Annotated in this window: 17 protein-coding genes; 3 read left to right on the forward strand and 14 right to left on the reverse strand. The window is 68.4% G+C overall.

Annotated features, from left to right (window positions below):
• Positions 1-21 precede the first annotated feature (21 nt).
• From eccB to AC5W7N_RS20305, 3 genes are all read right to left on the reverse strand, one after another.
• On the reverse strand, positions 22-1,578 hold the full coding sequence (gene eccB, locus AC5W7N_RS20295) for a type VII secretion protein EccB (protein WP_163814957.1): 1,557 nt from the start codon (positions 1,576-1,578) through the stop codon (positions 22-24).
• A gap of 4 nt (positions 1,579-1,582) precedes the next feature.
• Positions 1,583-3,337, reverse strand: a complete 1,755-nt coding sequence (eccA, locus tag AC5W7N_RS20300; RefSeq protein ID WP_163814955.1) for a type VII secretion AAA-ATPase EccA — start codon at positions 3,335-3,337, stop codon at positions 1,583-1,585.
• Between the two features lie 107 nt (positions 3,338-3,444).
• Positions 3,445-4,410, reverse strand: a complete 966-nt coding sequence (locus tag AC5W7N_RS20305) for a C40 family peptidase (RefSeq protein ID WP_495922001.1) — start codon at positions 4,408-4,410, stop codon at positions 3,445-3,447.
• A gap of 187 nt (positions 4,411-4,597) precedes the next feature.
• Between AC5W7N_RS20305 and AC5W7N_RS20310 the strand changes: the two genes are divergently transcribed.
• Complete coding sequence (locus tag AC5W7N_RS20310; protein ID WP_495922002.1) at positions 4,598-5,803, forward strand: hypothetical protein; 1,206 nt, start codon at positions 4,598-4,600, stop codon at positions 5,801-5,803.
• A 299-nt stretch (positions 5,804-6,102) separates the two neighbouring features.
• Here AC5W7N_RS20310 and AC5W7N_RS20315 read toward each other — a convergent pair whose 3' ends face one another.
• The 10 genes from AC5W7N_RS20315 to AC5W7N_RS20360 all read right to left on the reverse strand — a co-directional run bounded on the left by AC5W7N_RS20315 (position 6,103) and on the right by AC5W7N_RS20360 (position 20,280).
• The gene (locus AC5W7N_RS20315) at positions 6,103-8,763 is read right to left on the reverse strand and encodes a periphilin-like transcriptional regulatory Lge1 domain-containing protein (protein WP_495922003.1); all 2,661 of its coding nucleotides are present in this window, start codon (positions 8,761-8,763) and stop codon (positions 6,103-6,105) included.
• A gap of 99 nt (positions 8,764-8,862) precedes the next feature.
• Entirely contained in the window at positions 8,863-10,908 is a 2,046-nt protein-coding gene (locus tag AC5W7N_RS20320) for a type VII secretion target (RefSeq protein ID WP_495922004.1), read from the reverse strand.
• Between the two features lie 72 nt (positions 10,909-10,980).
• Entirely contained in the window at positions 10,981-13,668 is a 2,688-nt protein-coding gene (locus tag AC5W7N_RS20325; RefSeq protein ID WP_195021414.1) for a collagen-like domain-containing protein, read from the reverse strand.
• Between the two features lie 21 nt (positions 13,669-13,689).
• Positions 13,690-13,998: a hypothetical protein gene (locus AC5W7N_RS20330; protein WP_163817654.1), complete on the reverse strand. Its 309-nt coding sequence runs from the start codon at positions 13,996-13,998 to the stop codon at positions 13,690-13,692.
• Between the two features lie 30 nt (positions 13,999-14,028).
• On the reverse strand, positions 14,029-14,412 hold the full coding sequence (locus AC5W7N_RS20335) for a hypothetical protein (RefSeq protein WP_163817652.1): 384 nt from the start codon (positions 14,410-14,412) through the stop codon (positions 14,029-14,031).
• Positions 14,409-15,149 (reverse strand): hypothetical protein, encoded by a 741-nt coding sequence (locus tag AC5W7N_RS20340; protein ID WP_163817650.1) that lies wholly within the window; start codon positions 15,147-15,149, stop codon positions 14,409-14,411. The genes AC5W7N_RS20335 and AC5W7N_RS20340 overlap by 4 nt, the downstream gene beginning before the upstream one ends.
• Positions 15,146-15,490, reverse strand: coding sequence for a YbaB/EbfC family nucleoid-associated protein (locus tag AC5W7N_RS20345; protein ID WP_163817648.1), 345 nt, complete (start codon positions 15,488-15,490; stop codon positions 15,146-15,148). Before AC5W7N_RS20345 ends, AC5W7N_RS20340 begins: the two co-directional genes overlap by 4 nt.
• On the reverse strand, positions 15,487-17,028 hold the full coding sequence (locus AC5W7N_RS20350; RefSeq protein ID WP_490725397.1) for a PPE domain-containing protein: 1,542 nt from the start codon (positions 17,026-17,028) through the stop codon (positions 15,487-15,489). Before AC5W7N_RS20350 ends, AC5W7N_RS20345 begins: the two co-directional genes overlap by 4 nt.
• Positions 17,029-17,059: 31 nt before the next feature.
• Positions 17,060-18,760: a hypothetical protein gene (locus AC5W7N_RS20355; protein ID WP_195021416.1), complete on the reverse strand. Its 1,701-nt coding sequence runs from the start codon at positions 18,758-18,760 to the stop codon at positions 17,060-17,062.
• Between the two features lie 1,217 nt (positions 18,761-19,977).
• Positions 19,978-20,280, reverse strand: coding sequence for a hypothetical protein (locus AC5W7N_RS20360; protein ID WP_194990379.1), 303 nt, complete (start codon positions 20,278-20,280; stop codon positions 19,978-19,980).
• Positions 20,281-20,440: 160 nt separating this feature from the next.
• Between AC5W7N_RS20360 and AC5W7N_RS20365 the strand changes: the two genes are divergently transcribed.
• Entirely contained in the window at positions 20,441-21,550 is a 1,110-nt protein-coding gene (locus AC5W7N_RS20365) for a DUF4226 domain-containing protein (protein WP_194990378.1), read from the forward strand.
• Between the two features lie 2 nt (positions 21,551-21,552).
• The gene (locus AC5W7N_RS20370) at positions 21,553-22,785 is read left to right on the forward strand and encodes a transglycosylase SLT domain-containing protein (protein WP_228806369.1); all 1,233 of its coding nucleotides are present in this window, start codon (positions 21,553-21,555) and stop codon (positions 22,783-22,785) included.
• Between the two features lie 14 nt (positions 22,786-22,799).
• On the opposite strand, the gene AC5W7N_RS20375 is transcribed toward AC5W7N_RS20370, so the two are convergent.
• Complete coding sequence (locus AC5W7N_RS20375; protein ID WP_195007226.1) at positions 22,800-23,636, reverse strand: NlpC/P60 family protein; 837 nt, start codon at positions 23,634-23,636, stop codon at positions 22,800-22,802.
• Between the last annotated feature and the right edge of the window lie 78 nt (positions 23,637-23,714).

The following is a 23,714-nucleotide window of genomic DNA, read 5'->3' on the forward strand; positions in this document are numbered from 1 at the left end:
GGACGAATCGGCGGGTGGCGGTCACGACGGTCCGCCGAAGCCCAGTCCGGCTTTGTCGACCGGGATGCCGTCGTGCACGACCTTGGCATCGGCCTGGGACAGGGTAGGCCCGACAGCGAACAACGACACGATGCTCCAGGGTGCGGGTACGGGCGCGCGCAGCGCCAGGGCGGACAGGGTCTGGCGGGCATCGGATTCGTTGGCCGCGTCGACGTCGATGCCGTAGCGCACGCCGCTGTCGGAGATCCAGTACAGGCCCTCCCGCAGCGGTGAGGCCGGATCCGAACCGCTGACCTGCACGAATCGCCCGGTCGTCCGGGGCATGTACGCGGCGTCGGCGGTCTTGCCCTGCGAGTTCGGCGCGGTCACCAGTGGCACCGTGCGCGACTGTTCCTCGGCGGGCAGCGGCAACCGATCCCCCGCCACCAGTTGTGTGGTGGCGGCGGCGTCACCCGCGGCACGCGACCAGTGGTAGCAGGTGACGCCGAACCGCTCCGGCTCGACGATGTCGACCTGGGTCGCGGGATAGGTCGCCGTCCCCGGCCAGGCGCCGGGGCGCAGATTCGCCGCGATCACATCGGGTCCGACGGTCCGCACCGAAATGGCGCCTTGGGAGTCGGCATTGCGGATCATGTCCGCCAGCACCGCGTTCACCTGAACGACGCCGGACTGCGACACCACATACGTCGCGCCCTCGGTGTCGCGTCCCGACACCGTCAGCACCGAGCCCACCGGAACGGTCAGTCCGGTGGACAGGGTCGTCATCTCCCCCGCACCGGGAACGGCGGGCACCCGGATGGGTGGTGCCTCGGGGATCGCGTTGATCAAACCTTTGGAGGCGGCGACCACCGTCGCCGTCGGGTCGATGCCGAGTGCCAGCACCACAGCCGAGTCGGCGAGATCGATCGCCGCGCGCACGAAGCCCTGCTCCTGATCGGCGTAGACCAGCCAGGTGGTGGAGTCGTCACGCAGCAGGCGCGCCTCGGCGCCGGCCAGCGCGCGGGTGGTCTCGCCGTCGATGTTCAGCGGCCCGCCGATGGCGGTGGTTCGTGGTGCGGTGAGGGTAGCCGTGGGAAGGCCGGTGCGAGAATCGACCGGCGCTGCGGCTCCGGAGCGAGTGGTATCGCAGACCGCCCAGGATGAGTCCTTCGATCCGGAATCGACGATATTGCCTGGTGCTCCGGGAATACCGACCCACGGTCCGCGTGGATACTTCGAGAGTTCACCATTGGAGACACGGACCGGATTGTCGGCCGAACCGACCACCAGCCGCGCCGAGGTCAGGTTCAACGCCGGATGCAGCCGGTCGCCGATGCGAACGTACAGCGCACCGGTGTCCTTGTCGGCAACGATCTTCGAATCACCGACGTTTTTGGCCGGTTTGAAGAAGGCCATCACCGCAGCGCCGGCGACACAGACACACGCGAGGGCGACACCGATCATCAGCGCGGTCGACCGGCCGCGCTGCGGATCGTCGATCATGGAGGCATCGCGACGCACCAGGGCGTGCTCGATCCGGTGCAGGAGAAAACGCCAGCCCGATATCTGGTGTTTGGTCACCACCCGGAAACGTGCCATCACATCACCTGGTGGGTGCCAGACCCGCTAGCGCGGAGGTGATGTCGAACGCGTCGACGGTCATCAGCTCTTCGTCGGTCATCGTCGACACATCGAGGTTGTCGCGCGTGAAGCGGTAATCCCGTTCGGCCTCGGCCGCTTCCACCACATTGCGGATGAAGCGGCCGTTGCCCGCCAGGTCGATCAGCCGCCTGCCGTCGCGGTTCTGCACCGCCAGCTGCTCGCAGCGCTCGCGCAGCACCTCCATCGCCTGTTCGGACAGGATCGAATCCTTCTTCTTGGCAATGTGTTCGGCGATCTGCACCAGTTCGTCGGCGTCGTAGCTGGAGAACCGGATCCGCTTGGTGAAGCGGGAGGCAAGGCCGTCGTTGGAGGCCAGGAAGCGATCGATCTCGTCTTCGTAGCCCGCGATGATCACGACCAGCTTGTCCCGGTCGTTCTCCATCCGGGCCAGCAGCGTGTCGACGGCTTCCTTACCGAAGGCGTCACCGCCGGACAGCCCTTCCTGGATCAGGGTGTAGGCCTCATCGATGAACAGCACTCCGCCCAGCGCGGAGTCGATCAGCGCATTGGTCTTCGGCGCGGTGTGACCGAGGTGGGTGCCGACCATGTCGTTGCGCGAGACCTCGATTACCTCGGCGTTCTGCACAACCCCGAGCCCAGCGAAGATCTTCGCGATCACCCTGGCGATGGTGGTCTTACCGGTTCCCGGCGGCCCGGAGAAGATCAGATGCTGCGACTTCGATTCGACGGCGAGCCCACGCTTGGCGCGCACCTGATCCATCAGCACACCGGATTTCAGCCGGTCCACCTGCTCCTTCACCGAGGCCATGCCGATCTGGGCATTGAGCAGCTCAGACGCCTCGGTCAGCAGGGTTTCGCGTTCGGCCTTGGCGGCGCTGGCGGCGACCTGCACCGGATCGTCGCCGGACCGCGGATCCCAGATGTCGGCGCGGGAGGCGATCAGCTCCGGTGTGGTGATCGCGAACCGGTAGCTCTTGTCCCGGACGGCGCGCTGCCATTCCTCGCGCTCACCCCACAGGCCCGACCCTTGCAGGCCCGCTAGCACCTTGTCCGCTGCTTCGGTATCGCCGTTGTGCCGCAACAGCATGCCGAGCAGGAAGTGCGCGTCGGCCCAGATGTAGGACAGGTTGCCCGACGAACTGTCCTCGACGATCCGCTGCGCGCGCGGCATCGCCTCACCGAACCGGCCCAGATGCGCCAGCGCCGAGGTGGCCATCAATTCGGCCGCGATATCCAGCAGGCCGTCGTCGAGCGAGGGCTGCGCGGTGCGCGCGGCGAGCACATCGGTCCACCGTTCGGTGCGGTAATACAGCGACATCCGAACGAAACCGGCCACGTCGTCGCCGGGGACCTCATCCAGAATCGCCGCGGCTTCGGCCCACTCGCCACCGTCGGCGTAGAAGCACGCCTGTGCGATGGCGATCTGGGCCCGGTCGGCCATTGCCACCCGCAGCCCGTACATGCCGACCTCGACCTGACACCACAGCGCGCGATCGGCGAGGCCGGCGCGCTGCTGATCGCGGTACAGGTTGTGCACGGAGCGGTAGGCCCCGTAGATGACTTCGGAGGTCACTTCACCGGCCATGGCGCGGCCCAGCCAGGCATCGCACATGTCCGGATCGAGGTCGGTCGCCGTCCTGAAGGCGGCGGCCGCGTGTTGCTCGTTGCGCACCCCTCCGGCGACAAGCCCCAAACTCTGTACACCCGTGTAGAACGCGTCCTCGGCCGCTGACACTCGGACTTCCCTTCCGCCGATCTCCGCCTGAGTGCAGGTTAGCCACGGGGGCGATCAGTTGAATCGACCACAGTCCCCAAAATTGGGAAGAGGCGGGGTGATTCGTTCTACAGCACCCGGATGACGACCGAGTCGCTGTCCATCCGCGACCACGTCACCGTCTGCCCGAAGGTCGGCGCCTCGATCACCATGCCGTTGCCCGCGGCGAGCTGTACATGCTCGGGAACACCAGGGGCACTGAACGATCTGCCGGGGAAAACCAGATCACCCGGCTGCACGTCGGATGGATGCACCCGGACGCCGCTGTGGATCTGATCGTAGGTGGTGCGCGGCAGGATCACTTCACCGTTGGTGGCCTGCGCGATCGCGTACTGCGTGAGCCCGGAACAGTCGAAGCCGCCTCCGGTGGGGCCACCGGGGCCGCCCCCGCCCCAGATATACGGCGCACCGAGCCAGGCGCTGGCCGCGCTCACGGCGAGTCCGCCGCGGGTGCCGTCCGAGGGAACCCGGCGCCGGTCGGCACTGCTGCGTCGGATACCGCCGGAGGCTCGCCCTCTCGATGGCCGACGGCGTCTGCGCCGCTGGATCGGCGGTTGACCGCGGACACGCGATTTCGGCACCTCGGGTGGGACGATCTGCGCGGCCTGGCGCCTGGCCGCGTCGAGATCACCGTTGACCTGCTTGGTGGCGTTGGTGACCGCCTTCTGCGCGGAATCGAGCAGGGCCGGACCGCTGAACCGCAGGTCGCCAAGGGTGCTCAGCGCCTTGACCCGGGAATGGAATTCGGCGATCTCGCGGTCGAGAGCGCGCCGACCGAGCACGGTGCCGTCACCGGAGCCGGCGACCGCCTTGTCGACCACTCCCGCCCTGCCCGCATGGGCCTCGACGGCGGACTCATGCCTGGTGCGTGCTTCGGTATAGCCGGCCTGCATATGACCGCCGCGCAACGCGCTCGCCGCCAGATCGGCCTTGGCGAGGGCCGTGTTCGTGCCCGCCGTCGGTTGCCCTTCGCCGTAGAGGCCGGCCAGCGAACGCAGCACGCCCTCGGCGTCCGTCGTCAGCCCCGGCGCCATCCGACCGACCTACCGTCGCGCATCACCGACCGCCTTTCCGATTCCACGTCATTGTCCCGGCAGCCGAATCGAGCATCTTCCCAGCAATGGGACGTTGCGCTCGGGCACAGCACTTCCCAGCGCGGGGAAGGCAAGACAATGAGGGGCGATAACAGCGGGAGGCGGTGTCGACAGAATGGTGGCAGGTGTGGCGGACACCGAAGTTCAACAGGCACAGAGCACAAAGCCCGCAGAGGTCGCGGCGGTAGCCGCTGCTCCACGCGCGCAGAGCGCCACTCCCGCCGAACCCGAGGTCGGCCGAGTTGTCGCGCAGCCCGTCGAAGAAGCGCGACGAGCCGGCTCCGCCGACCCGTCGGGCGCCAAGGACGCGACGACGACACCGCCGGCGCGCCCGGCCCTGCCTGCCGACGGAGCAAAGGGGTCGGGCGATCCCGATTCGGTGCGGCCGATCTCCGCCAAGGACCCGGTCCGCACCCCGCCGCCCGCCAACGGCGACTGGATGAACCTCGATCCACCGCCCGGCGCCTCACCGCAGACGAAGCTGTTGATCGCGCAGGCCGAGAAGGCGATTCGGTTCGCCGTCGACCTGTTGGGCCGCGAACACACCGTCACACCGCCGCCGCAGGTGAGCGAGCTGCTCAAGACTGTCGCCGCCGACAATGTCGGAAACGGCCAGATGGTGGAGGCGTACAACAAGGCTCTCGGCCAATCCCGCCAGACCAAGACGGCGCTGCTGTCCATGGACGACAAGGTCGCGAAGACCTCGACGGTGATGGCCGACGAGAAGTCCAAGAATCTGGCGGCCATCAAGACGATCGTCACCGAACTCAAGGCCGCGCTGAAACCGTATTCCGCAGCCAAGCTCACCGCCGCACAGGACTACGCGGTGATGAAGATCGTCGCGCGTGCCCTGCGCAAGATCTGCGAGAAGATCGTGGCCGCTGCTGATTACAACTGGGACATCGCGCACGGTGGTGGTGGTGGTAACGGTAGCGGCGGTGGCGCCGGCGGCGGCGGTGGCATCCCGGGCGGCGGTGCGCAGCAGCCGGGCGGCGGCCAGGCCGGTGGTGGTGATGGCGGTCTGGGTGGCCTGCTCAGCATGCTGCCCATGCTCGGCATGATCCCCATGTCCCTGATCCCCATGCTGCCGATGCTGCACGAGGCGTTCGCCCCTGAGGAACCCAAGAACGCCGAAGAGAAGAAGGGCGAGGGCGCTCCGCCGCCACCGCCGCCGGGTGACGGCAAGCCGCCCGAGGGTCAGGCGCCGCCACCGGGCGATTCCGGCAAGCCCGCGGAAGGCGCTGCGGCGCCGGGCGATCAGAAGCCGAATGATCCGAACACGCCGGCGGGTGAGCCGGCGAAGGGCGAGGAACCGAAGGCTGCCCCGGCCTGAGTTCGGCAGGGCACGCCACGTCCGTATGCCGTCATCGGCGGATACTCCGTGGGTGCGATGCGGCCACGTGACCAGGTAACACGAGGGGCGGCCTGGACCAACCTGCGTCATGCCACCGTGATACGCCCCAGGCGACCTGGTAGCACGGTTGCCTCTGGTGCGACAGGGTGCCGGGCAGTCGGGAACGATCGGTCGGCGCGATCCCATCTCGTCGCCGGCCGGGGTGTCTCGTGGCCGGCCGCGAATGGCGAAGTGCCCGGTCCGAGCAGGCGAGGCGCAACGTCCGCCGCGCCGGCGAATCAGGTATAGACCTGCGGCCGAACCGGTTTCGGCTGCGGCGGCGCACCGCCGCCCGGCGCGACATCCACGGTCGGTTGCGCGCCCGCGGTGAGATCGCCTGCGGCCTTGTCGATTCCGCTGGGGTGGAAGAAGCCCTGGAACCGTCCGAACGGCCCGTGACCGTCGTCCGGTGGATTGTGCGGATCCATCTGCACGAGCTGGCCATTGAGCAGGACGTTCAAACCGGAATCGTTCATCACGACCAGCGCGGTCCGGTTCTCCCACTGGATCACATCACCGGTGCGCAGACGTTTGTCGGGGTCGGTGGTGTTCGGGTCGACCGCGGTCCACGGGTTGCTCGGGGTCTGCTGCCCGGTCGTGCCTGCGTACGCGGCGTGCGCGTCACTGCCGTTGGTGTTGTAGATCTCCTTGTTCAACGCCTGCGCGACAGCCGGCGGCACCTTCTGCGTAGTCCCATCCGGCAGCGGCGCATCTGTCATTCCGCCGGGCATGACCACCGGCGGCGGCGCACCCGGACCGTACGATGCGGCCGCAACCGGCGGCGCACCCTCGCCGGAGGCCGGCGCGCCACCGGCCTGCGCCGACGCCTGCGCGGTGGCGGCTTCCTCGTCGGCTTTACGCTCCTCTCGCTCGAGCTGACGCTCCTCCCGTTCGAGCCTGCGCTCCTCCTCGACCCGTTCGCGCTCCTGCTGCTCGGCCTTCTGCGCCATCATCATCTGCGCGGCCTGGCCGACGACCTGCGGCAACATCGACATCATCATCATCAACGGCATCGCGAGATTCATGCCGCCGCCACCCTGTTGCTGCGGCTGCTGCGGCTGCCCCGCGCCACCGGAACCGGACCCGGGGTTGGTCTGGTCACCGGGCTTGTCCTGGCCGCCAGGAGTCTGCCCACCCGACGTTCCGCCGCCCGACGTGCCCCCACCCGAGGAGCCCCCGCCCCCCTCACCACCGGAACCGCCGCCCGTACCGCCGCCACCGCCGGCCCCGATCTTCTCGATATCGTCGGCGAGATCGTTGAAGAACTTGGCCAACTTCGGATCGGTTGTGCCCTGGCCGGTTCCGCCGCCGGGGTTGTCGGCGCCGACCGGAAGATCGTTGTAGGTGCCGCTCCAATCCTGGTTGGCGCCAGGGCCGGTTGGGGTGGGGCCGGGCCCCTGCTGCTGGCCTGGACCCTGCGGCGTCTGCTGCCCACCGCCATTACGCTTGCCGTCGCCGTCACCCGTATTGCCGGAAGAACCGTCTTTCTGCTTCCCGCCCGGGTCCTTGGGAGGCTTCTTCCCCTCGACGAAGTCTTTGACGCGTTCGATTCTCTTGGAGATGTCCAGCGAGGTGCTGCGCAGAGCATCCAGCAGCTTCTGCTCGAGCTCCTTGCTCAGCTCGAACGATGTGACGTTGCCGTCCTTGTCGTAGGTGCGCTGGACCTTGGTCTTCTTCTCCGCTTCCAGCTCTTCCAGGCTCTGGCCCCGCGGTCGCGCGCTCGCATACATGGGCGAACGCATCACTTGACCGAGGTCCTCCAACCTGCGGACGATGTCGTTCTTCGCGTCACTCACCTCGCTGGCGAGATCCTTGGTCAACACCTTGACGTCTTTGAGCCGCTTGTCGAGAGCCAGGTTGAGGCTTTCGATCTTCTCGTGATTGTCGCGGTAGATCTTCACCATTTCCGAGGTGAATTTCCCGCTCGGCAGCCCCGCGTTTTTCAGTTCCTCGAGCGGATCAGGCGCGGCGGATGGCTTACCGGCTCCGAGCTGGTCGACCTGGAGCTGCATGATCCGCCGCATCGTCGCGACGGTGTCATAGAAGAACTCGCTACCGCCCGGCGGCACCGGGAAGTCGACGGGGATGAAGTGTTTCTTCTGGTCGCCCATGTAGTAGGCGACACCCAGGACCTCTGTGTTGTCTTTGCCGCCGAGCGCGACGATCGTGCCATCGTCATTGATCCGGTAGGCCTTGATCTTGTCGAGGATCGACTTGTCGAACTCGAATCCCTGCGACCACAGCGCCCGGCCTTTGTCACCCTTGGCGAGATGCTGGCCGCCGAGGATGTCGATGGAGTCGTTGTCGAACCGGGCACCGGTAACCGAGCTGGTGCCATTGTCCGTGCCGGATTGCAGAGCTTTCTGGCCGAGCTCCTTGTCGACGAAAACCAGGTTGCCGTCCTGGAATCGTATGGCGTATCGACCGTTGTCCGAGACCAGTTCATCATTCGGCCCGAGGGTATCGCCGACTTTGATGGTGTTGCTGCCGGTGGCGGCATCGAGCTTGATGTCCTTGGTCGACGGTGCGTCGAATTCCGGTTCGACTGCCCCCTTGATGGGTGCGGTGCCGTCGAGCTTCTTCTCCTCCTCCTTCGGCGGCGGCGGGTCGTCGGACTTTCCGCCGGTGACGCCACCGCCGTCGCCCTCATCTTTTACTTTGACCGCAGCAGGGTACGAGCCGTTGGGGTTCTGGACATACGTCTCACCGCTGTCGGGCTTACCACCGGAACTCCCGCCACCGCCACCCGTGTCGGCAGGCTTGTCCTGCTCGGAGTTTTTCAACGTCTCGGCCAGGGGCGGCGGCCTGTCCTCCGGTCGAAGCAGGCCGCTTTCCTTGTACGCCTGATCGAGCCGGTATTGCTCCAGTGGATAGGTCTTCGGCTTGTCACCGTCGGCCATCAGGGTGTCCGATCGTGCATGGCGGCGTCATCGACGCTGCGATCCATGGCCACCGTTGGGATATCTCGGCTCCTGTCGAGCAGAGAGTCGCGCTGCCACTCAGGAGCCATCTTGTGCGCTCCTCGGCGTCGTCGGCGGTGGGGAGACCGCCGGGGGAACCGAAGCACCCGTGGGCGGGCCACCGACTCCGCTCGGCGGGGCGACCGAAGTTCCTGGCGCGGACACGGTTCCGGTCGTGGTAACAGGACGGTCCACGCGGCCGGTGTCGGCGGCGGACACCGCGGACGGCGCCTCCACGAACAGGGGGTGTTCGATGATCTGCTCGTGGGCGTAGACGGCGTCGCGCAAGCCCTGGCGGGTCGGCTCGCCCTCGAGCAGCATCACCAGTTCGTTGCAGCGGCGTTCGAACACCATGTCCCGCAGGGAGGAATCCGAGCTGTCCACCCTGAGGTCGCCGATGCCGACGCGGCCGGGATCGACGCGACGCGAGAGCATAGAGGCCGCGAGCAGGTCGTCGGCATCGCGCAGGTCGTCCCACCACGGGGCCGGAACGGGTTGGCCGGCCTGAACCATCGCCAGGATGCGTTCGCGCACCGACCGCGCCTCAGCGGCTTCGGCCGGCACCGGCCCGGCGCGACCGACCCGGACGTGTGCGTCGACCGCGAGCTCGATGCAGCGGCCGGGGACCTGCTCGTCGGTCAGCGCGGACACGTGCTCCAAGGCGCTCATCGTGCCGAACAGGCCGAGACGATCGGCGGTGTCCGGGGTGAATACGCGCAGATCCACTTCCTCGGCCGGGCGGACGTTGCCTTCGGTCGACACGTCGCGCAGTTGTGCGCGCAGGCCGGGGTCGATCGGCCCCGATGACACCAGCGCGGACAGCTTGGCGTTGGCCTTGGCGCCCCAGGCCAGGCCGAATTCGGCGAGCACCCGGGCCGGGTCGGTGACGCCTTCCCACGGTGAGCCTTCGCCGGAGTCGGTGCCGAGCAGCTCGTCCCAGATCCATGGCGACGACACCTCACGCGGCAGGAACAGCCCGGCGGGCATCCAGCCGCGGCCCTCGTTCGTGGTGATGAACACGCCGGCGCCGGCCGGTCCGCGCATCACCGATACCGCCCAGGTCAGGCCGATGACCGAGGAGTCGACCGCGGCGAGCACCGAACGCAGCAGCGTCCGCGCGATCACCAGATCTTCGTCGACCTCGTCGCCGACCACATGCGAGGGCTCGGCCGCCTTGTCCTTCGCGGCGGCCACGGCCGCGGCGAACGGGGTCGGCACCGGCGCCATCATCGGCGTGGCGTCGGAGCGGCCGCTCGTCTGCGACGGCGGGGCGGTGGCGGCCCGATCGTCCATCGGGCCGGCGACCGGCGCCATCGGCGCGACGCCGGGCATCCCGGTGGACGGCGGTGGCGTCGCGGTGGGCGCCGACGCTCCGGTGGGCTGGGCAGGCGCGGACGAACCGGTATTCGTCCCGGTGTCGGTGCCCGCTGCCGCCGCCGCGGTGGGAACCTGCGGGGTCACACCGGAAGCGGCAGCGGGTTGCTGCGCAGCGGTTTCCGACGCACCGGGGGCGCCGATGCCGGGTGTGACCGGTGGCGGCGTGGTGACGTTCGGCGCCGGCTGGTCGGCTGTCGGGCCGGAGGGATCGGTCTGATCCGGCGCGGTACCGCCCGGGAGCACCGGACCGGGGGCCGGGCGGTCCGGAGCCGAACTGTCCGGTGGTGTGGTGCCCGTGCCGGGGCCGCCCGTCGACGGAGCGTCGGGTGTCTGTCCGACGGGCGTCGGCGCCGGAACCGGCTGAGTGCCCGCACCCCCTCCGGTCGGAGTATCGAGGCCCTGGCCGCCGCCGCGCACGGCCTGCGCGCCCTGCTGATCGGACCACTCGTAGTCGTTGGCAGACTTGATGAGATAGTCCGCGGTCCTGTCGTGATCGTCGGCCAGGGCATTGCCTGCCTTTTGCCGTTCGTTGTAGTACTCGACCAGCGCTTCGTAGACGGGATCAGCGATCGCCCCGTAGGTCCGTGGGAAGTCGTTGAGCCAATCCAGGGGAGGCTTCGCCCATTCCCGGGTGTCTCGGGCGACGCGCCGGTGCTGTTCAGCCAGCTGCCGCAACACCGCGGGGTCGAGACTCAGACCTTCCGGCACGCCTGATCACTCCTTCCACACCACTGACCCGTCCATTTTCGGCGCTTCCCGCCATTGGGAATCCGCGCCTGGTCAGCGGACGGTCGGCGCGGACACCGCCGATGGCCGGTTCGCACCGGGCCGGGGCGCGGCAGGTTCGGGCAGCGCGGGATGCCCGGTCACCTGAGCGTGCGCGTACATCGCGTCGCGGAGCAACTGCCGGGTCGGCTCGCCGGCCAGCAGCAGCACGAGCTCATCGCAGCGGCGCTCGAACACCATGGCCCGCAACGCCGCACCCTCGGTGCCGGTGTGCTCGGCGCGCAACTCGCCAAGCGTCACCCGTGACGCGTCGAACCGCCGTGACACCATCGACGCGGCGAGCAGATCGTCCAGATCGCGCAGCTCGTCGAACCACTGCTCGGGCACCTCGCGGTCTTGCCGAATCGCGCGGAGTACGCGTTCGCGCTGGGTGGGCGCGCCGAGGGCGTGCGCGTTCTCGCCGAGCGCCCGCGTGACTCGCTGATGGGCGTCGACAGCCAGATCGACGCAGCGGGCGAGGATTTCGTCGTCGGGTATCGCCGCGACCCTGGCCAGCATGCGTGGTGAGGCCGTCAGTTCGAGCCGGTCGACCAGCTTGCCGGTGCGCGCGCTGAGATCCATCTCGGGTGAGGCAGGCACCTCGCCGATCGTCGCCACCTCGCCGAGTTGGGCGGCGAGCACGGCGTGGATCGGGAGCGAGGAGGCCAGAGCCGTCAGCCGAGCACCGGATTTGCGTCCCCACGCCACGCCGAACTCGGCCAGCACCCGCGCCGGATCCGACAGGCCCTCCCAGGCCGAGCCATCGGAGACCGACCACATCCACGGCGTCGACATTTCCGGCGGCACGAACACTCCGGTGGGCAACCAGCCTCTGCCCTCGTTGGTGGTGAGGAACGCACTCACCCCGCCGGAATGGCGCATGACCGCGACCGCCGTGGCATGCCCGACGACAGGGGGTGCGGCGGCGAGCACGCCGGCCAGCAGCGTGCGGGCGAGGACCAGATCGCCGTCGACCTTGTCGCCGAGGACGAATGACGGTCCTGCTGCCGCCGCCATGGCCGCGCCGACGACATTGCGCACCATGTCGCCGGAATCGTCCGGGTCCGCGGGTTGCTCGTGTGGTGGCATCCCGGGCCGGGGAGCCGGCTGGCTGTTGGACGCGACTGCCGGTCCGGTCGGCGCCGGGGCGCCCGCAGCAGGTTGCGCCCCGACGACGGGAGCCTTCGCCGGCGCCACCGGCGGCGCGGGTGGCGCAGCCGGCGACGATGGCTGCGCCGCCGCGCTCGATGGAACGGCGGTTTTGCCGGTCACCGGCGGTGGCGGAGCAGCGGGCGCTGCGGCCGTGACCGCCGACGGTGGCGGGCCGGCCGGCAAGATCGGAGGCGGCATCGCACCCATGGCGGCCGCGGCGGCCTGGTCCGGCCCTGGATCGCTGTCCGCCGCGAAGTCGGCCCCCGGATTCTTCTGCCCAGCGGCGCGAATAGCGGCATCGGCCACGGGGTCGGCCGGATCCGCGCCCGGGTCCGTCTCGGAGCCGGATGATTTCGCGCGAGTGGACTCACCATCGGAACGCTGCTCGTCCGAACCGGCACGATAGGCACTCGCGCCGGCCAGGCGATCCGAGGCGTCGCCGGAGGGTCGATCGCCCGGGCTGCTCGACCGGTCGATGCCGGGATCGGAACCCGCCGCGCCCCTGGCCGTATCGGGGATGACCGCGCCCCACGGTGTCGGCACCTGACCAGCGGAACCACGACCCACCGGGCCGGCATGGACCGGGCCGCCCGCAGGATCGGATACGGGGACGCTGCCGCCGGTCGAATTACCCTCGCCCCGGGGCGTGCGGTCGATCGCCGCGCCCTGCCCGGTCGACTCGCCCTGGCCGACCGACTCGCCTTGCCCCGTCGGCTCGCCGGGCCCAGCCGCAGGCCCCGGTCCGGTGACGATATCGGCCGGCCCCCTGGCCTCCGGCGATTGCCCGATCCCATCGGGCGTCTCATGCACCGGAGGCGGAAGCGTGTGCGGTCCGTCTGGATTCGGCAGCGGCGTGGGAACAGGCACGCCGCGAGGATTCGGCGCAGCGGGCGCCGTGGGCGGTTGCCGAAACCGGTCGTGCACCGGCTCCGTCGGAGCACGACCCGATGGTGGATCAGGCGCTCCCGAACGGCGCTGCGTCCACGGACCGGGCTGCCTCAGCAGTTCCGCGATTCTGGCGAGCGCGGGTACACCGGACGGGCTCAGCGTGGCCAGCGCCGCGGCGACCACATCGCGCACGTCATCGCGCGCGGTCGCGAGGATGGCGGCAATCGTCGCTTCGGCCTCTTCCGGCGTGGGCCGGTTCGCCTCGCCTTCGGTACTTTCGGCACTGTCATCGCTTTGGGCCCTGCGGCGCACTGCCGTGATCCGAGCCGTGGCGTCGTCGACGATGTCGAGAATCCGGTTGCGGGTCCGATAGACCAGGTCACCGAACCCGCGGAAGACCTCGCTCGCGGCCAGCAGCGCGTCGGCGAACGCCTGCGGCATCCCCTGCTGCGCCAGCATTTCGTCCTTGATCGGTTGCAGGCGTTCACTGGCCCGCACCGCTTGATCGAAGGCCAGCCGCGCCTGTGGTGCGTCACCGGTGTTCAGCGCGGAGGCCGCGGCCCGCGCCCGGGTCTCCAGCGCATTCCAGTGCGCCGGAGAGACCTCGGGCCAATCGTCGCCGACGATGGCGTCCCAGTAGGGGCTCGTACGCTCCGGCTCCATGACGTTCGGCTGTTCCGGCGATCAGACCGGGCGGTGACCGCGCACCGCGGCCGCGCCGAGGATGTCGGCGATGTCGTGGGCATTGGCGCCGTCGACCGCTTCCCGGAGTGCGATATCGGCGCGCCCGAGGCAGCTACGCACAGCATTGCCGAAAGTTTCGGTGATCCAGTCGAGTTCGCCGACCAGCGCATGGTCCAGCGACGACGACGGGCGGCACGTGAGCGTGAAATCGCCAACCGCCGCGCCCACCTGGCCGGCCCCGGAAGTCATGGCATACACATAGGCCTGCACCGGGCGCAGAACTTCGGGCGTGCTGTCGCGGTCCAACATGTCAGGGTCCTGTCTCGGATCCGGCCGGTATCAGGGCGTGCGGCCCAGCTCGGCGTTCTCCATGGCTCGGTAGGCGGCCTCGGTCGGCAGATCGAAGGCGTCGACGGTGTAGGGGCGGGCGCCGTTGTATTCCATCTCGGCGCGCAAGCCCACCCTGGATTTCAGATGGGCCAGCCGCGCGATCCGCAGGATCTCGGCCGACAGCCAGGCATCGCCGTTCTCCCTGGCTTCGTCGGTCAGGTGCAGACCGACCACCTCACCGTCACGGTTGCAGGCGACGCCGACGCTGTGATCGAGGTTGACCACTTCGTAGATCATGCTCTGCCAGTCCGGGGCGGCGGGGGCGTCACCGTGATAGCCGTCCTCGTCGAAATCGTCGAAATCGACCGGCTCGGTGGCATTCGGATGCGTCATCGGTTCATCTCCGGGGGTCGTTCGGTGGCGTCGGCAGCCGCCACCGCGGTGGGTCTGGGGGCCGGGCCCGGCGCGTCCGAGGTTCCGGAGAGTCCGGCTACCAGGCCCGACCACATCGTGTCGTCGATGGTCATCACGAATCTCAGCGGCCAGAACCGCGCACCGAGGTACACCTCTCCGGTGCCGTCCGGCGCCACCTCGATGCGGTCGACGCCGTCGTCGGCCGCGTCGAGGACGAGGGTGGTGACGGGCGGGCGTTTGTCGTCGACGTGAATGATCGACGCTCCCCCACCGGGGAAAAATCCGCGGCGACACCTCGGGCTGTCGCCGACCGTCACCGCCTCACTGTTGGTGGTGATGGTGACTTCGGGATCGAGCAGCAACTGCATCACCCACGAACGCGCCACGGCCACCGCATGATCGGCGCTGATCGCGACCTGGAGGAACGCGGCCAGATCGATGACGAGAATCGCGTCCCCCATGGTGATTCCGGCCACCACCAACCGCCGGGCGGACTCCACCGGCGGGGGCAGCTCGTCGGCGGACAACGTCAGCAGTTGGGCGCCGGCACCGGTATTCGTGACCGGATATGCGGTCACCGCGCCGGTGGCGACGTCCACCGTGAAGGCGCCGAACGGAGCGGCCGCATTGGCCGCTGTGCCCGCCAGCCTGCTCAGCCCTTCCTCGTGCAGCCAGCGGATCGCCTCGCCAGGACTGACCGTATCGGCCTGCGTCATGACGACGCCCCGGACGCACCGGCGGTCGCTTCCGGCTCGGCCGACTCGAGGGGGCCGTCCATGACCAAGCGATACTGGCGTCCGGCGTCGGCGGCGCTGTCGCGGATCGCGGCCATGATCTCGTCGACCAGTTCCGGGCTGGTGAATCGGTCCACCGTGCCGGGTGCGAGATACAGGCCGGTCAACCTGCCCATCGCGTCGACCTCGGGAATGACCGCACCGCTCGGCGAGGGACGCCGCGCCCGGATCGCATCGATCTTCTCCCGCATATCGGCGATGCGGTGACGCAGGTCGCGCGCCATATCGAGGGCGGCCTGCACATCGGGATGGATCTTGGTCATGCAGAACCTCCGGAGTGACTCGAATGCTGGTTGCCTCCAGCCGAATTCGGTGTCGGCGGGGTGACGCTGGGTGCGATGGTCGGACGTTCGCCGATCACCATCTCGGTGTGCGGCGTGTCGTCGACGTACATGAGGCGATCGGGGTGCCAGGCGACGACCCGGTTGCGATCCTCACCACCGCCGCCGGGCCCACCGGCCCCTGGAGCCATCGGCATGTACGGCATCATCGGCATGCCCGCACCCCGCATCGCGCTGCCCGACCCGCCGGACGACGACGCGGACAGCGGTTCGATCACCGGCGCGCGCGGCAACCCCTGCGTCAGGCCCGCGGGCACCGAAGCCGACGTGGTCAGGGGTGTGGGTGCGGCGACGGCGGCCGCGTCGAAATCGCCGACGGAACCGCCGAAGCCTCCGCCGCCACCTCCACCGCCGCCGAAGCCTCCGTAGCCACCGGGGGAACCGAAGCCGTAGCTGTCGTCGTACAGTTCGTCACCCAGGGCATAGTCGTCGAGGTATTCCTGCGACGACTGGTCCAGCGGCAGGCCGCCCATGCTCGACATCGCGTTCATCATGGCGGGCAGCAGATTGGCGAGCATGCCTGGGTCCATGGCCTGCTCACCCGAGCCCTGTTCGCCGCCGCCCTGGCCGCCCGAGCCCTGACCGCCTGCGGCCTGACCCGCGGCGGATTCCGCGGCAGCGGCTTCACCCGGAAGCGGCGTGTTGGTGGCAGCGCTGTATCCGGTGACCGTTTCCGCCGAGCGGGCGTTCTGCTCCTCGAATTTCGCCAGCGCCAGGGCAGTGCGCGCCTCGTCCTTGGAGCGCATGGCGGCGAGCAGTTCCTTGCGGGCGGCGATGATCTCCTCCGGCGTCGGATGCGTCGACTTCGCGATCCGGAACGCCTCGCTGTAGGAGTCGATCGAATCGGCGAGCAACCGCATTCCGGTGACCAGATGGCCGAGCCAGCCGCTGTACCGGGTGAGATTGCCGGCGACCTTCTCCCCGACCGGCGTCCACTGCGCCATGGCGGCGGCCGAATCGGCTACGGCCTGGTTCGCGATCGGGGAGATGTCACGGGCGAATCCTCGTACCTTCTCGGCGAATTCCTTCGCCGGCCCCGGCCCCGGGCCCGCCTGCAACTGCTTCGCGAAGGTCAGCGGGTCGATGGCCGCACTGCTCGGCGCCGAGTACACGGGTGGCTTGCGATGCGGCATCGGAACCGGTTCGGCGATCGGGTTCGCGATGATCTCCCCGCCGCGGCCGCCGATCGCGCGGGCCCCTGCATCGTCCTGAGTGCTATAGGCCTGGGCGGATTTCCCGATCTTGTATGCGTCCATCGCGACCGCGTTGAGCACATCGATCATGCCGTTCACGACAGCGGCAGTCTGAGCATTCAACTGCGGCACCTTCGCACCGGAGATCGGGTCGGCGCCCGCGGGCACCACCCAGCCGCTGGGCAGCGCCAGTCCGGTGTCACGTGCGGCGTCGGTCAAGCCCGACGCCGCCTTCACCAATGCGCTCAGATCGACATCGAGAGCCATAATCGTCTCCCCTCAGACCAACCTGCACCCATTACGCCACCACCGTCGGCTGCTGATCCGCCGTGGCGGGCGCGGGCGCCGCCGCACCGGCGTCGGTGGGCGGCACCGCATCGATCCCGTTCGGATGGAAGAAGCCGTTGAACGTCCCGTACGGCCCGTCCTCCTTCATGATGTCGCCGGTCACCGCCTGGAGCTCGCCGTTGGCGACGATCTCCAGCGTGCCCTCGGCACCGCCGGCCGGAGGGCCTGCACCGTCGGCGACCGGCACAGCGTCGGCACCGCCCTCGTTCTTCCAGACGACAGCGATCGCGGTGCCATCCTTCCAGCTCGCCACATCGCCGGTGATCAACTGGCTCGGATCGATCCGCATTCCGATCGTCTTGTCGTCGTTCCACTTCGCCGGCGTATTCGCGTACGCGGCCTTGGCATCGATGCCCTTCTTGTTGGCGACGGCGGCTCCCAACGCGCTGTGCACCACCGGTGATACCCACAGTGTGGGCCGTCCGGGAAAGTCGAACGGCACCAACCCCTTCTCGTTCGGCACCGGTCCCGCCGCCTGCCCCGGCGGTGGCGGGGTACCCGCCCCGGGAGCGGCCGTGGCACCCGAATTCGCGTTCACCTGCTGCCCATTCGGGGCTCCGGGCGCCCCCTGACCCTGCTGCGCCACCGCGGGCTGCGCCGCGGGCTTCGGCTGCGCCACATCACGCGGCTTGTCCCGCCGATCTTCGAGCTCCTCACGCCGACGCGCCAGATCCCGATCCAACTCGTTACGCCGCGCCAACTGATCGTTCATCCCGGGCAGACCCATGCCCATACCAGGCATTCCCATCCCCGGCATGCCCATACCCATTCCGGGCATGCCCATCCCCGGCATACCGCCCAAGCCAGGCGAACTCGGCGACGAGATCGGCGGATTCACCCGCGGCGGAGTGGAAATCGGCGGAGTCGTCGTCGGCGGTTTGATATCCGAAGACGGCGGTTTCACGCCGGACGCCGGCGGTTTCGTCTCCGGCGGGGTGATGGGTTTCGTCGTCCCCGGCGGAGTGATCGTGCCGGGACGTGTCGGATCCGGTGTTGTGCCGGGTTGCTTGGGGCCGTTGTCGTTGACCCAGGGCGGCGGATTTTGTCCCGGGTTGTTCGCCCCGGGAGCCCCCGGCGCGCCCGGTGTTCCCGGCGCCGACGGCCCTGACGGCTTCTGCGCGCCCAGAATGCCTTCCATCTGCTTCTGCCAGGCTTCTCGATCTTTCTGACCTTGCGCGGCCGAGTCTTTTATCCATTTCTGGACATCGTTCCGGAGGCCGTCGCCGAGTTCCTGAGACTTTTCCGTCGACATCTCTCGGACGCCGTCGACACCCCTGAATCCGGACTCCAGAATATCAAAGAATGATGCGTCGTTATTTGCCCGCATGGCGTAGTCATTGATGCCGTCGATCAAATCGAGAATGTTCGTGCGTCCGGTTTTCGTCATTTCTTTTGTCTCGACAACCTTCTCCCAGGCCTTTTGCTGAACCGATTCATAGGAATCGGCGACCAGGATGAGGCCTTCGGACGCAGTCGTGTACTCGTCGATTCCGGGCCTCGCCAAATGCATCTTCGGAAGCTTGGGCAACTCCATGTCGGCAGGCTCGTCCACGCCGAACATCCGATAGGTGATATCGAGATACTCGACGAACGATGGGCTCGAAGGGGTCGATGGTTCCGAGGACGTCGAAGTCTCTGCCGGTTCCGCCACTACGTCGACCTCCCAACTCGCGAGAACATCAAATGGTCACTGCGGCCGCGGCTCCGGTGTCCTTGGAATACAGTTGCTTCATTCCGGGGGACAAGCCATCGGGCTGCCAGATGAATCCTTTGGTGTTGTCGGGGTTCGCGTACTGGGTAAAACTACCGTTCCTCGCCGACTCGACGTATCCGCCTACGAATTTTCCAGCGTACCCTGGTGCTCCATTACCTGGCCCCTTACCTCCGGGAGCCTGACCCGGCTTTACCGGAGGGTCGCCGAAGAGGTAATTGTTCAGCGGCTTGGACGCGTAGTAGCCGGCTACCGCACCTGTGCCGGATGCCCCCGCGTACCCGAGGCCCGATCGCCTGAGGTTTCTGTTCGGGAGACGCCACCGGAGTCCGTCCGCGCCCGGGTTGAAATGGTTACGCCACGAATCGGGTCGGTTTCGGGCCAGGTTCGCTCTTTCCGCACGCCGAGCATGCTGCGCCTGTCCACGCAGGGTTGCCCCCACGCGGCCACCCCTCAGTAACGGCGTAGGGGCGTTGGCGGGAAGATTGTAGTTGCGTCTGGCGGCCTGCCCGGCTCGTGCTGCAGTGCGGCCCTGAGCGCCTCCGAGGAAACCCAGCCTCCCCCCTGCGAGTCCGCCGCCCGCCCTCATACCGACGCTCGAAGCAATGCCGGCAACGATCGTCGACCCATCGAGTTTTCCGGTCTGCGCCCAGTTCGCGAAACTACCGCCGACGGCGGCCCCGATCCTGGCACCGATCGGCCCACCGACGTACGCACCGACCGCTCCGCCGACCAACGGCAGGGCCACTCCAGCCGTAGCGACCGCCGCCTTCTTCAACCACCCAAACATCAGAGGCCTCCACTATCAGTCGGCAGCCATGGTGCTCGCGTACCAAGGACGTCGAACAGGAACAGGGGCGCGTTCGGCAGAACCGTGGTGGCCACAGCCGCCGGTTCCACGCTCCAGTGATAGTCCACGCGCCACATACCCTTCCGAACCCACTCATTGTCGAAGATCCCCAATGCTGGGAACCCTTATGGTGCGCGCACGGGTGAGGATGGTTCGGAGACCGCACCATGGGGTAGGCGGAGCGATGCGGCCGGCCGGGCCTCGCCGGTCACCGACGGACATGGGAGGACAGCCGGAATGGACCTCCACCACCAACGACCACAGACCGGAACCGAGTCCAGGAAGCTCCGCTGGCGTGCCCGCTCGACTACAGGTGCCCAACCATGACCAGCGCCGAGGTGTGGCCGACCGCCGAAACGCCGGCCACGGTCGCAGAACACGACACCGACGACGGGCTCACCACACCGAGTCCCTGGTCGCCGCCATCTGGTCGGGCACGCGCGGGGTCCAGCACACGACCGGTATCGACCGGCACCGACGGCGCGCCCGCGAATACCACCGGCCCGAGCACGGGGAACGGCCGCGATACGCCCGCCGCGACCACCCAGCGCGAGCACGCACCCTCGGCGAACGCCCAATCCGCCGGATCGGCGTCCTCCCCGGCAGCCACAATAGCGCCGGCCTCGCCGGCGGGTGTACCGGCGGATACCTCGATAGAGACGGCCCGCTCCACCGCCTCCGGAGGGCCGACCGCCGAGCAAGAGCCCGCGGCGCAAGACGGCGCGGACCTGCTCGCTCAGCTCGAGCCTGCCCTGTCCGCCGGCTCACAGATGCTGCCGATGCTCGCTTCGGCGCTGTCGGGTTTGACCGGCAACAACGGCGATGCCGCGGGGAAAACGGCAGCGACAGCGTCCGCGCCGACGACCGCGAACGCGGCTGCCGCACCGGCTACGAGCGCTCGCGAGAAGCTGGGCGAACCCGACGCCACCACCGGCACCGCGGGCGCCGGCATGACAGACACCGCCGCCGACGCTGTCGCGGGGGGCCTGTCGCCCGAGGCTCAGCGTGCGATCAAGGCTTTGCGTCTCTTGGCGGCGGCCTATGGGGATGGCAATCCGACCGATCCCGAGGTCATCGAGCTACGAAAGATGCTGGGACTCACCCCCGGCAGTGGCGGCGCTGCCAGTGGGAGCCGTGCTCGGCAACTGTTCCAGCGCACAGCCGCGACCGCATTCAACAATCTCGACAACCAGCTCGCCCAGTACGTCTCGGGTCTGGCAGGCAACCACAAGGTGGACCGGAAGAAGCTCACCGAGCTCATCCGGGAAGTCAATGTCGCACTGGCCGAGCTCGGCCCGCATGCGTATACCCGCGAAGGTCACGCGAAGGTACACCAAATCCTCGCGCGCGCTCTGCAGAAGGCTCACACCATTGTCTCGGCCGGGCAATCGACCACCAAGGACATGGCCGCCCACGTCCAACGCCTCACCGCCCAGTACCTGTGGAATATCAACGGGCAGCAGCAGCCCTCCGGGAACGCGACGACCGGGACCGGGTACAGCCCGTACCGCGTCGGACAGGGCGGGTCGGTCGGCCAATGGATCCAGCAGGCCATGGATATCCTGCGCCGGTCCGGCACCGATATGAGCAAGGTCGATCCCGCGGCCATCGCGATCATGGCCCAGCACGAATCCAGCAACAATCCACAGGCGATCAACCTGTGGGACGACAACGCCAAACGGGGAACTCCCTCGAAGGGCCTGCTCCAGACCATCGATCCGACGTTCCGGCAGTATGCCCTTCCCGGCTACAACGACATCTGGAATCCGGTCCACAACATCATCGCCGGCGTGCGCTACGCACTCGACCGATACGGCTCGTTGGGCAACGTGCCCGGTGTGAAGGCGGTACGCGCCGGCGGCGCCCACGTGGGGTACTGACCATGGCTGGGCCCACCGTCGATACCGGCCCCGTCGACCCGGCGCCCGGGCGCAGAGAACGACGCCAACGCGTCGGCAACAAGGGCCCGGCACAGCTTCGTCCGCCCACTGGCTCCTCCGGTCCCGCGGCACCAGGGGCGGGAGCGGCGGCGGCGACCGCCAAGCCGGGCGCACAATCGGGTGGCACGCCTGCTCCGACATCGCCTGCCACCGCGCCGGGAGTGGTACCACCGGTCGGCGACGCGCGGCCCGGCGGTGCCGCCGCGGCGGCCGGAGCGGATTTCGGTGCTTTGCCCGCTGCGCTCGTCGGGGTGGCCGCGCCGGCGATGGCCGCGCTTGCCGCCATCGCGGGACGCTACGGCGATGGCTCGCCCTCCGCGGTCACCGGTCAGGGCTACGCGCCGCCTGTCGTCAGTACCGGCGCTCCGACCGGCCCCTTACGTTTGGGCGGTGAAATGGGCGCGCAATACGGTCTCCACGAGGGCAATACGTCTCGTCGCGTCGAGGCCCTCGGGAACTTGAACGTCGAGCTCGAGCGGATCCTCGGTGACGCGGCGAATTCCACCGCGCACGGCAGGGCGGCGATAAGCACACTCATCGCCGAAGTCAACACGGCGCTCACCGCTTTGGGGCCGGTGGCGGACACACCCGAGGGCCAGCAGATGGTGATCGCCACGTTGGGCAGGGCGCTACAACGGGCCGGTACCGTGCTGGGCCAGGGGCAGACCAACGCCGCGGTGTCGGCGGATCGGGTAGCCGCGCTCGCAGGTCGCTACGTCCGGGAATCGCGGCCCCAGGCACCCGCACCGCGCCGGCGCCGCGGAACCGGGCCGGGCCGCGGCGGCGCTGGGACCGGACCGCCCCGGACGATGCCCACCGGGCAGCAGAGTCAATGGATCGATCAGGCCATGCGCGTACTGGCCGAGAACGGCTACGACACAAGCCAGATCGACCGCTCGGCCATCGCGGCGATAATCCAGCACGAATCCAGTGGCAATCCGCACGCGATCAACCTGTGGGACAGCAACGCCGCTGCCGGCATCCCGTCGAAGGGGCTGATGCAGACCATCGACCCGACGTTCAACGCCTATTCGCTGCCGGGGCACCGCGATATCTGGAATCCGGTCGACAACATCATCGCCGGCGTGCGCTACTCCATCGATCGATACGGCTCGGTCAGCAATGTGCCGGGGATCGCGAGTATGCGCGAAGGTGGGGCGTACATGGGCTACTGAGCCCGCACCCGCCGTCAGCTCTCGGTACCGGGCAGCACCCGTTTCACGCGTACGTCACTGTCGGAGTTGATCTCCATCAACCCGAACTGCCCAGTGGCCGGATCTGCGGTGACCACGCGCGTTCGGTCCACTGCAATGCCGACTCGGGTCGGCGCGTGATCGCGGTAATCCCAGAAGATCAGATCACCCGCCGAGACGGCGTCGAGCTTGACGCGTTGGCCGCACAGTCCCTGCCCGGCAATCGTGCCGGGTAGGTCGATCACTGACGTGTCGCTGGTCTGTACGCAGGAGCCGCCGGGTTGTGGGTGTCCGGATTGTGCTGTCGGGACTGCTATGCCGCCCCCTTCGGCAGCGACCGCGCAGCGGCCCGTGGTCAACGCGACCGATGCCTCGTAGATCACCTCTCGAACCATCTCCGCCGCAGCGGAACTCACTGCGCTCGCGGGTTCGCCGGTCCGCGCAAGCGCCAGCTCCCGAGCACACTCGACAGCGAAGCCGGAATTGGTCTTGTCGGTGGCGGGGGTCTGCAACGGAGCCGACGACATCGCCGAGAGGCAGTCACGGTGCCAATCCGAAACCTCGGTGTCGCCGGGTGCCACTGTCATTTCGGCGTACGGATTCGTCGTCGGTACGCCGGAGCTCTCCCACTCACCCTCGGAGTCACAGGGAGTGGCACCGGGGGTCGGGCTCTGAGACGAGGTCTGCGTCGCCGAAGGATCAGGCCCGATCGCGCTGTCACATTGGCAATTGAAGAACTGTTCGCCGGACGAGGTGCTGATCCCGGTGAAGGAGGCGACCACGACGAACAGAAACCCCCCGAAAACCGCGATCACTGCCGCGACGGCTGACAACAGAACTTTCATATGATCGCTCGATCCTGTCTCATTGTGCGCTCGGAGAACAGTTCGGCCTGGTCTTGGCTACGGCAC

The sequence above is a fragment of the Nocardia sp. CDC519 genome, from assembly GCF_059509835.1.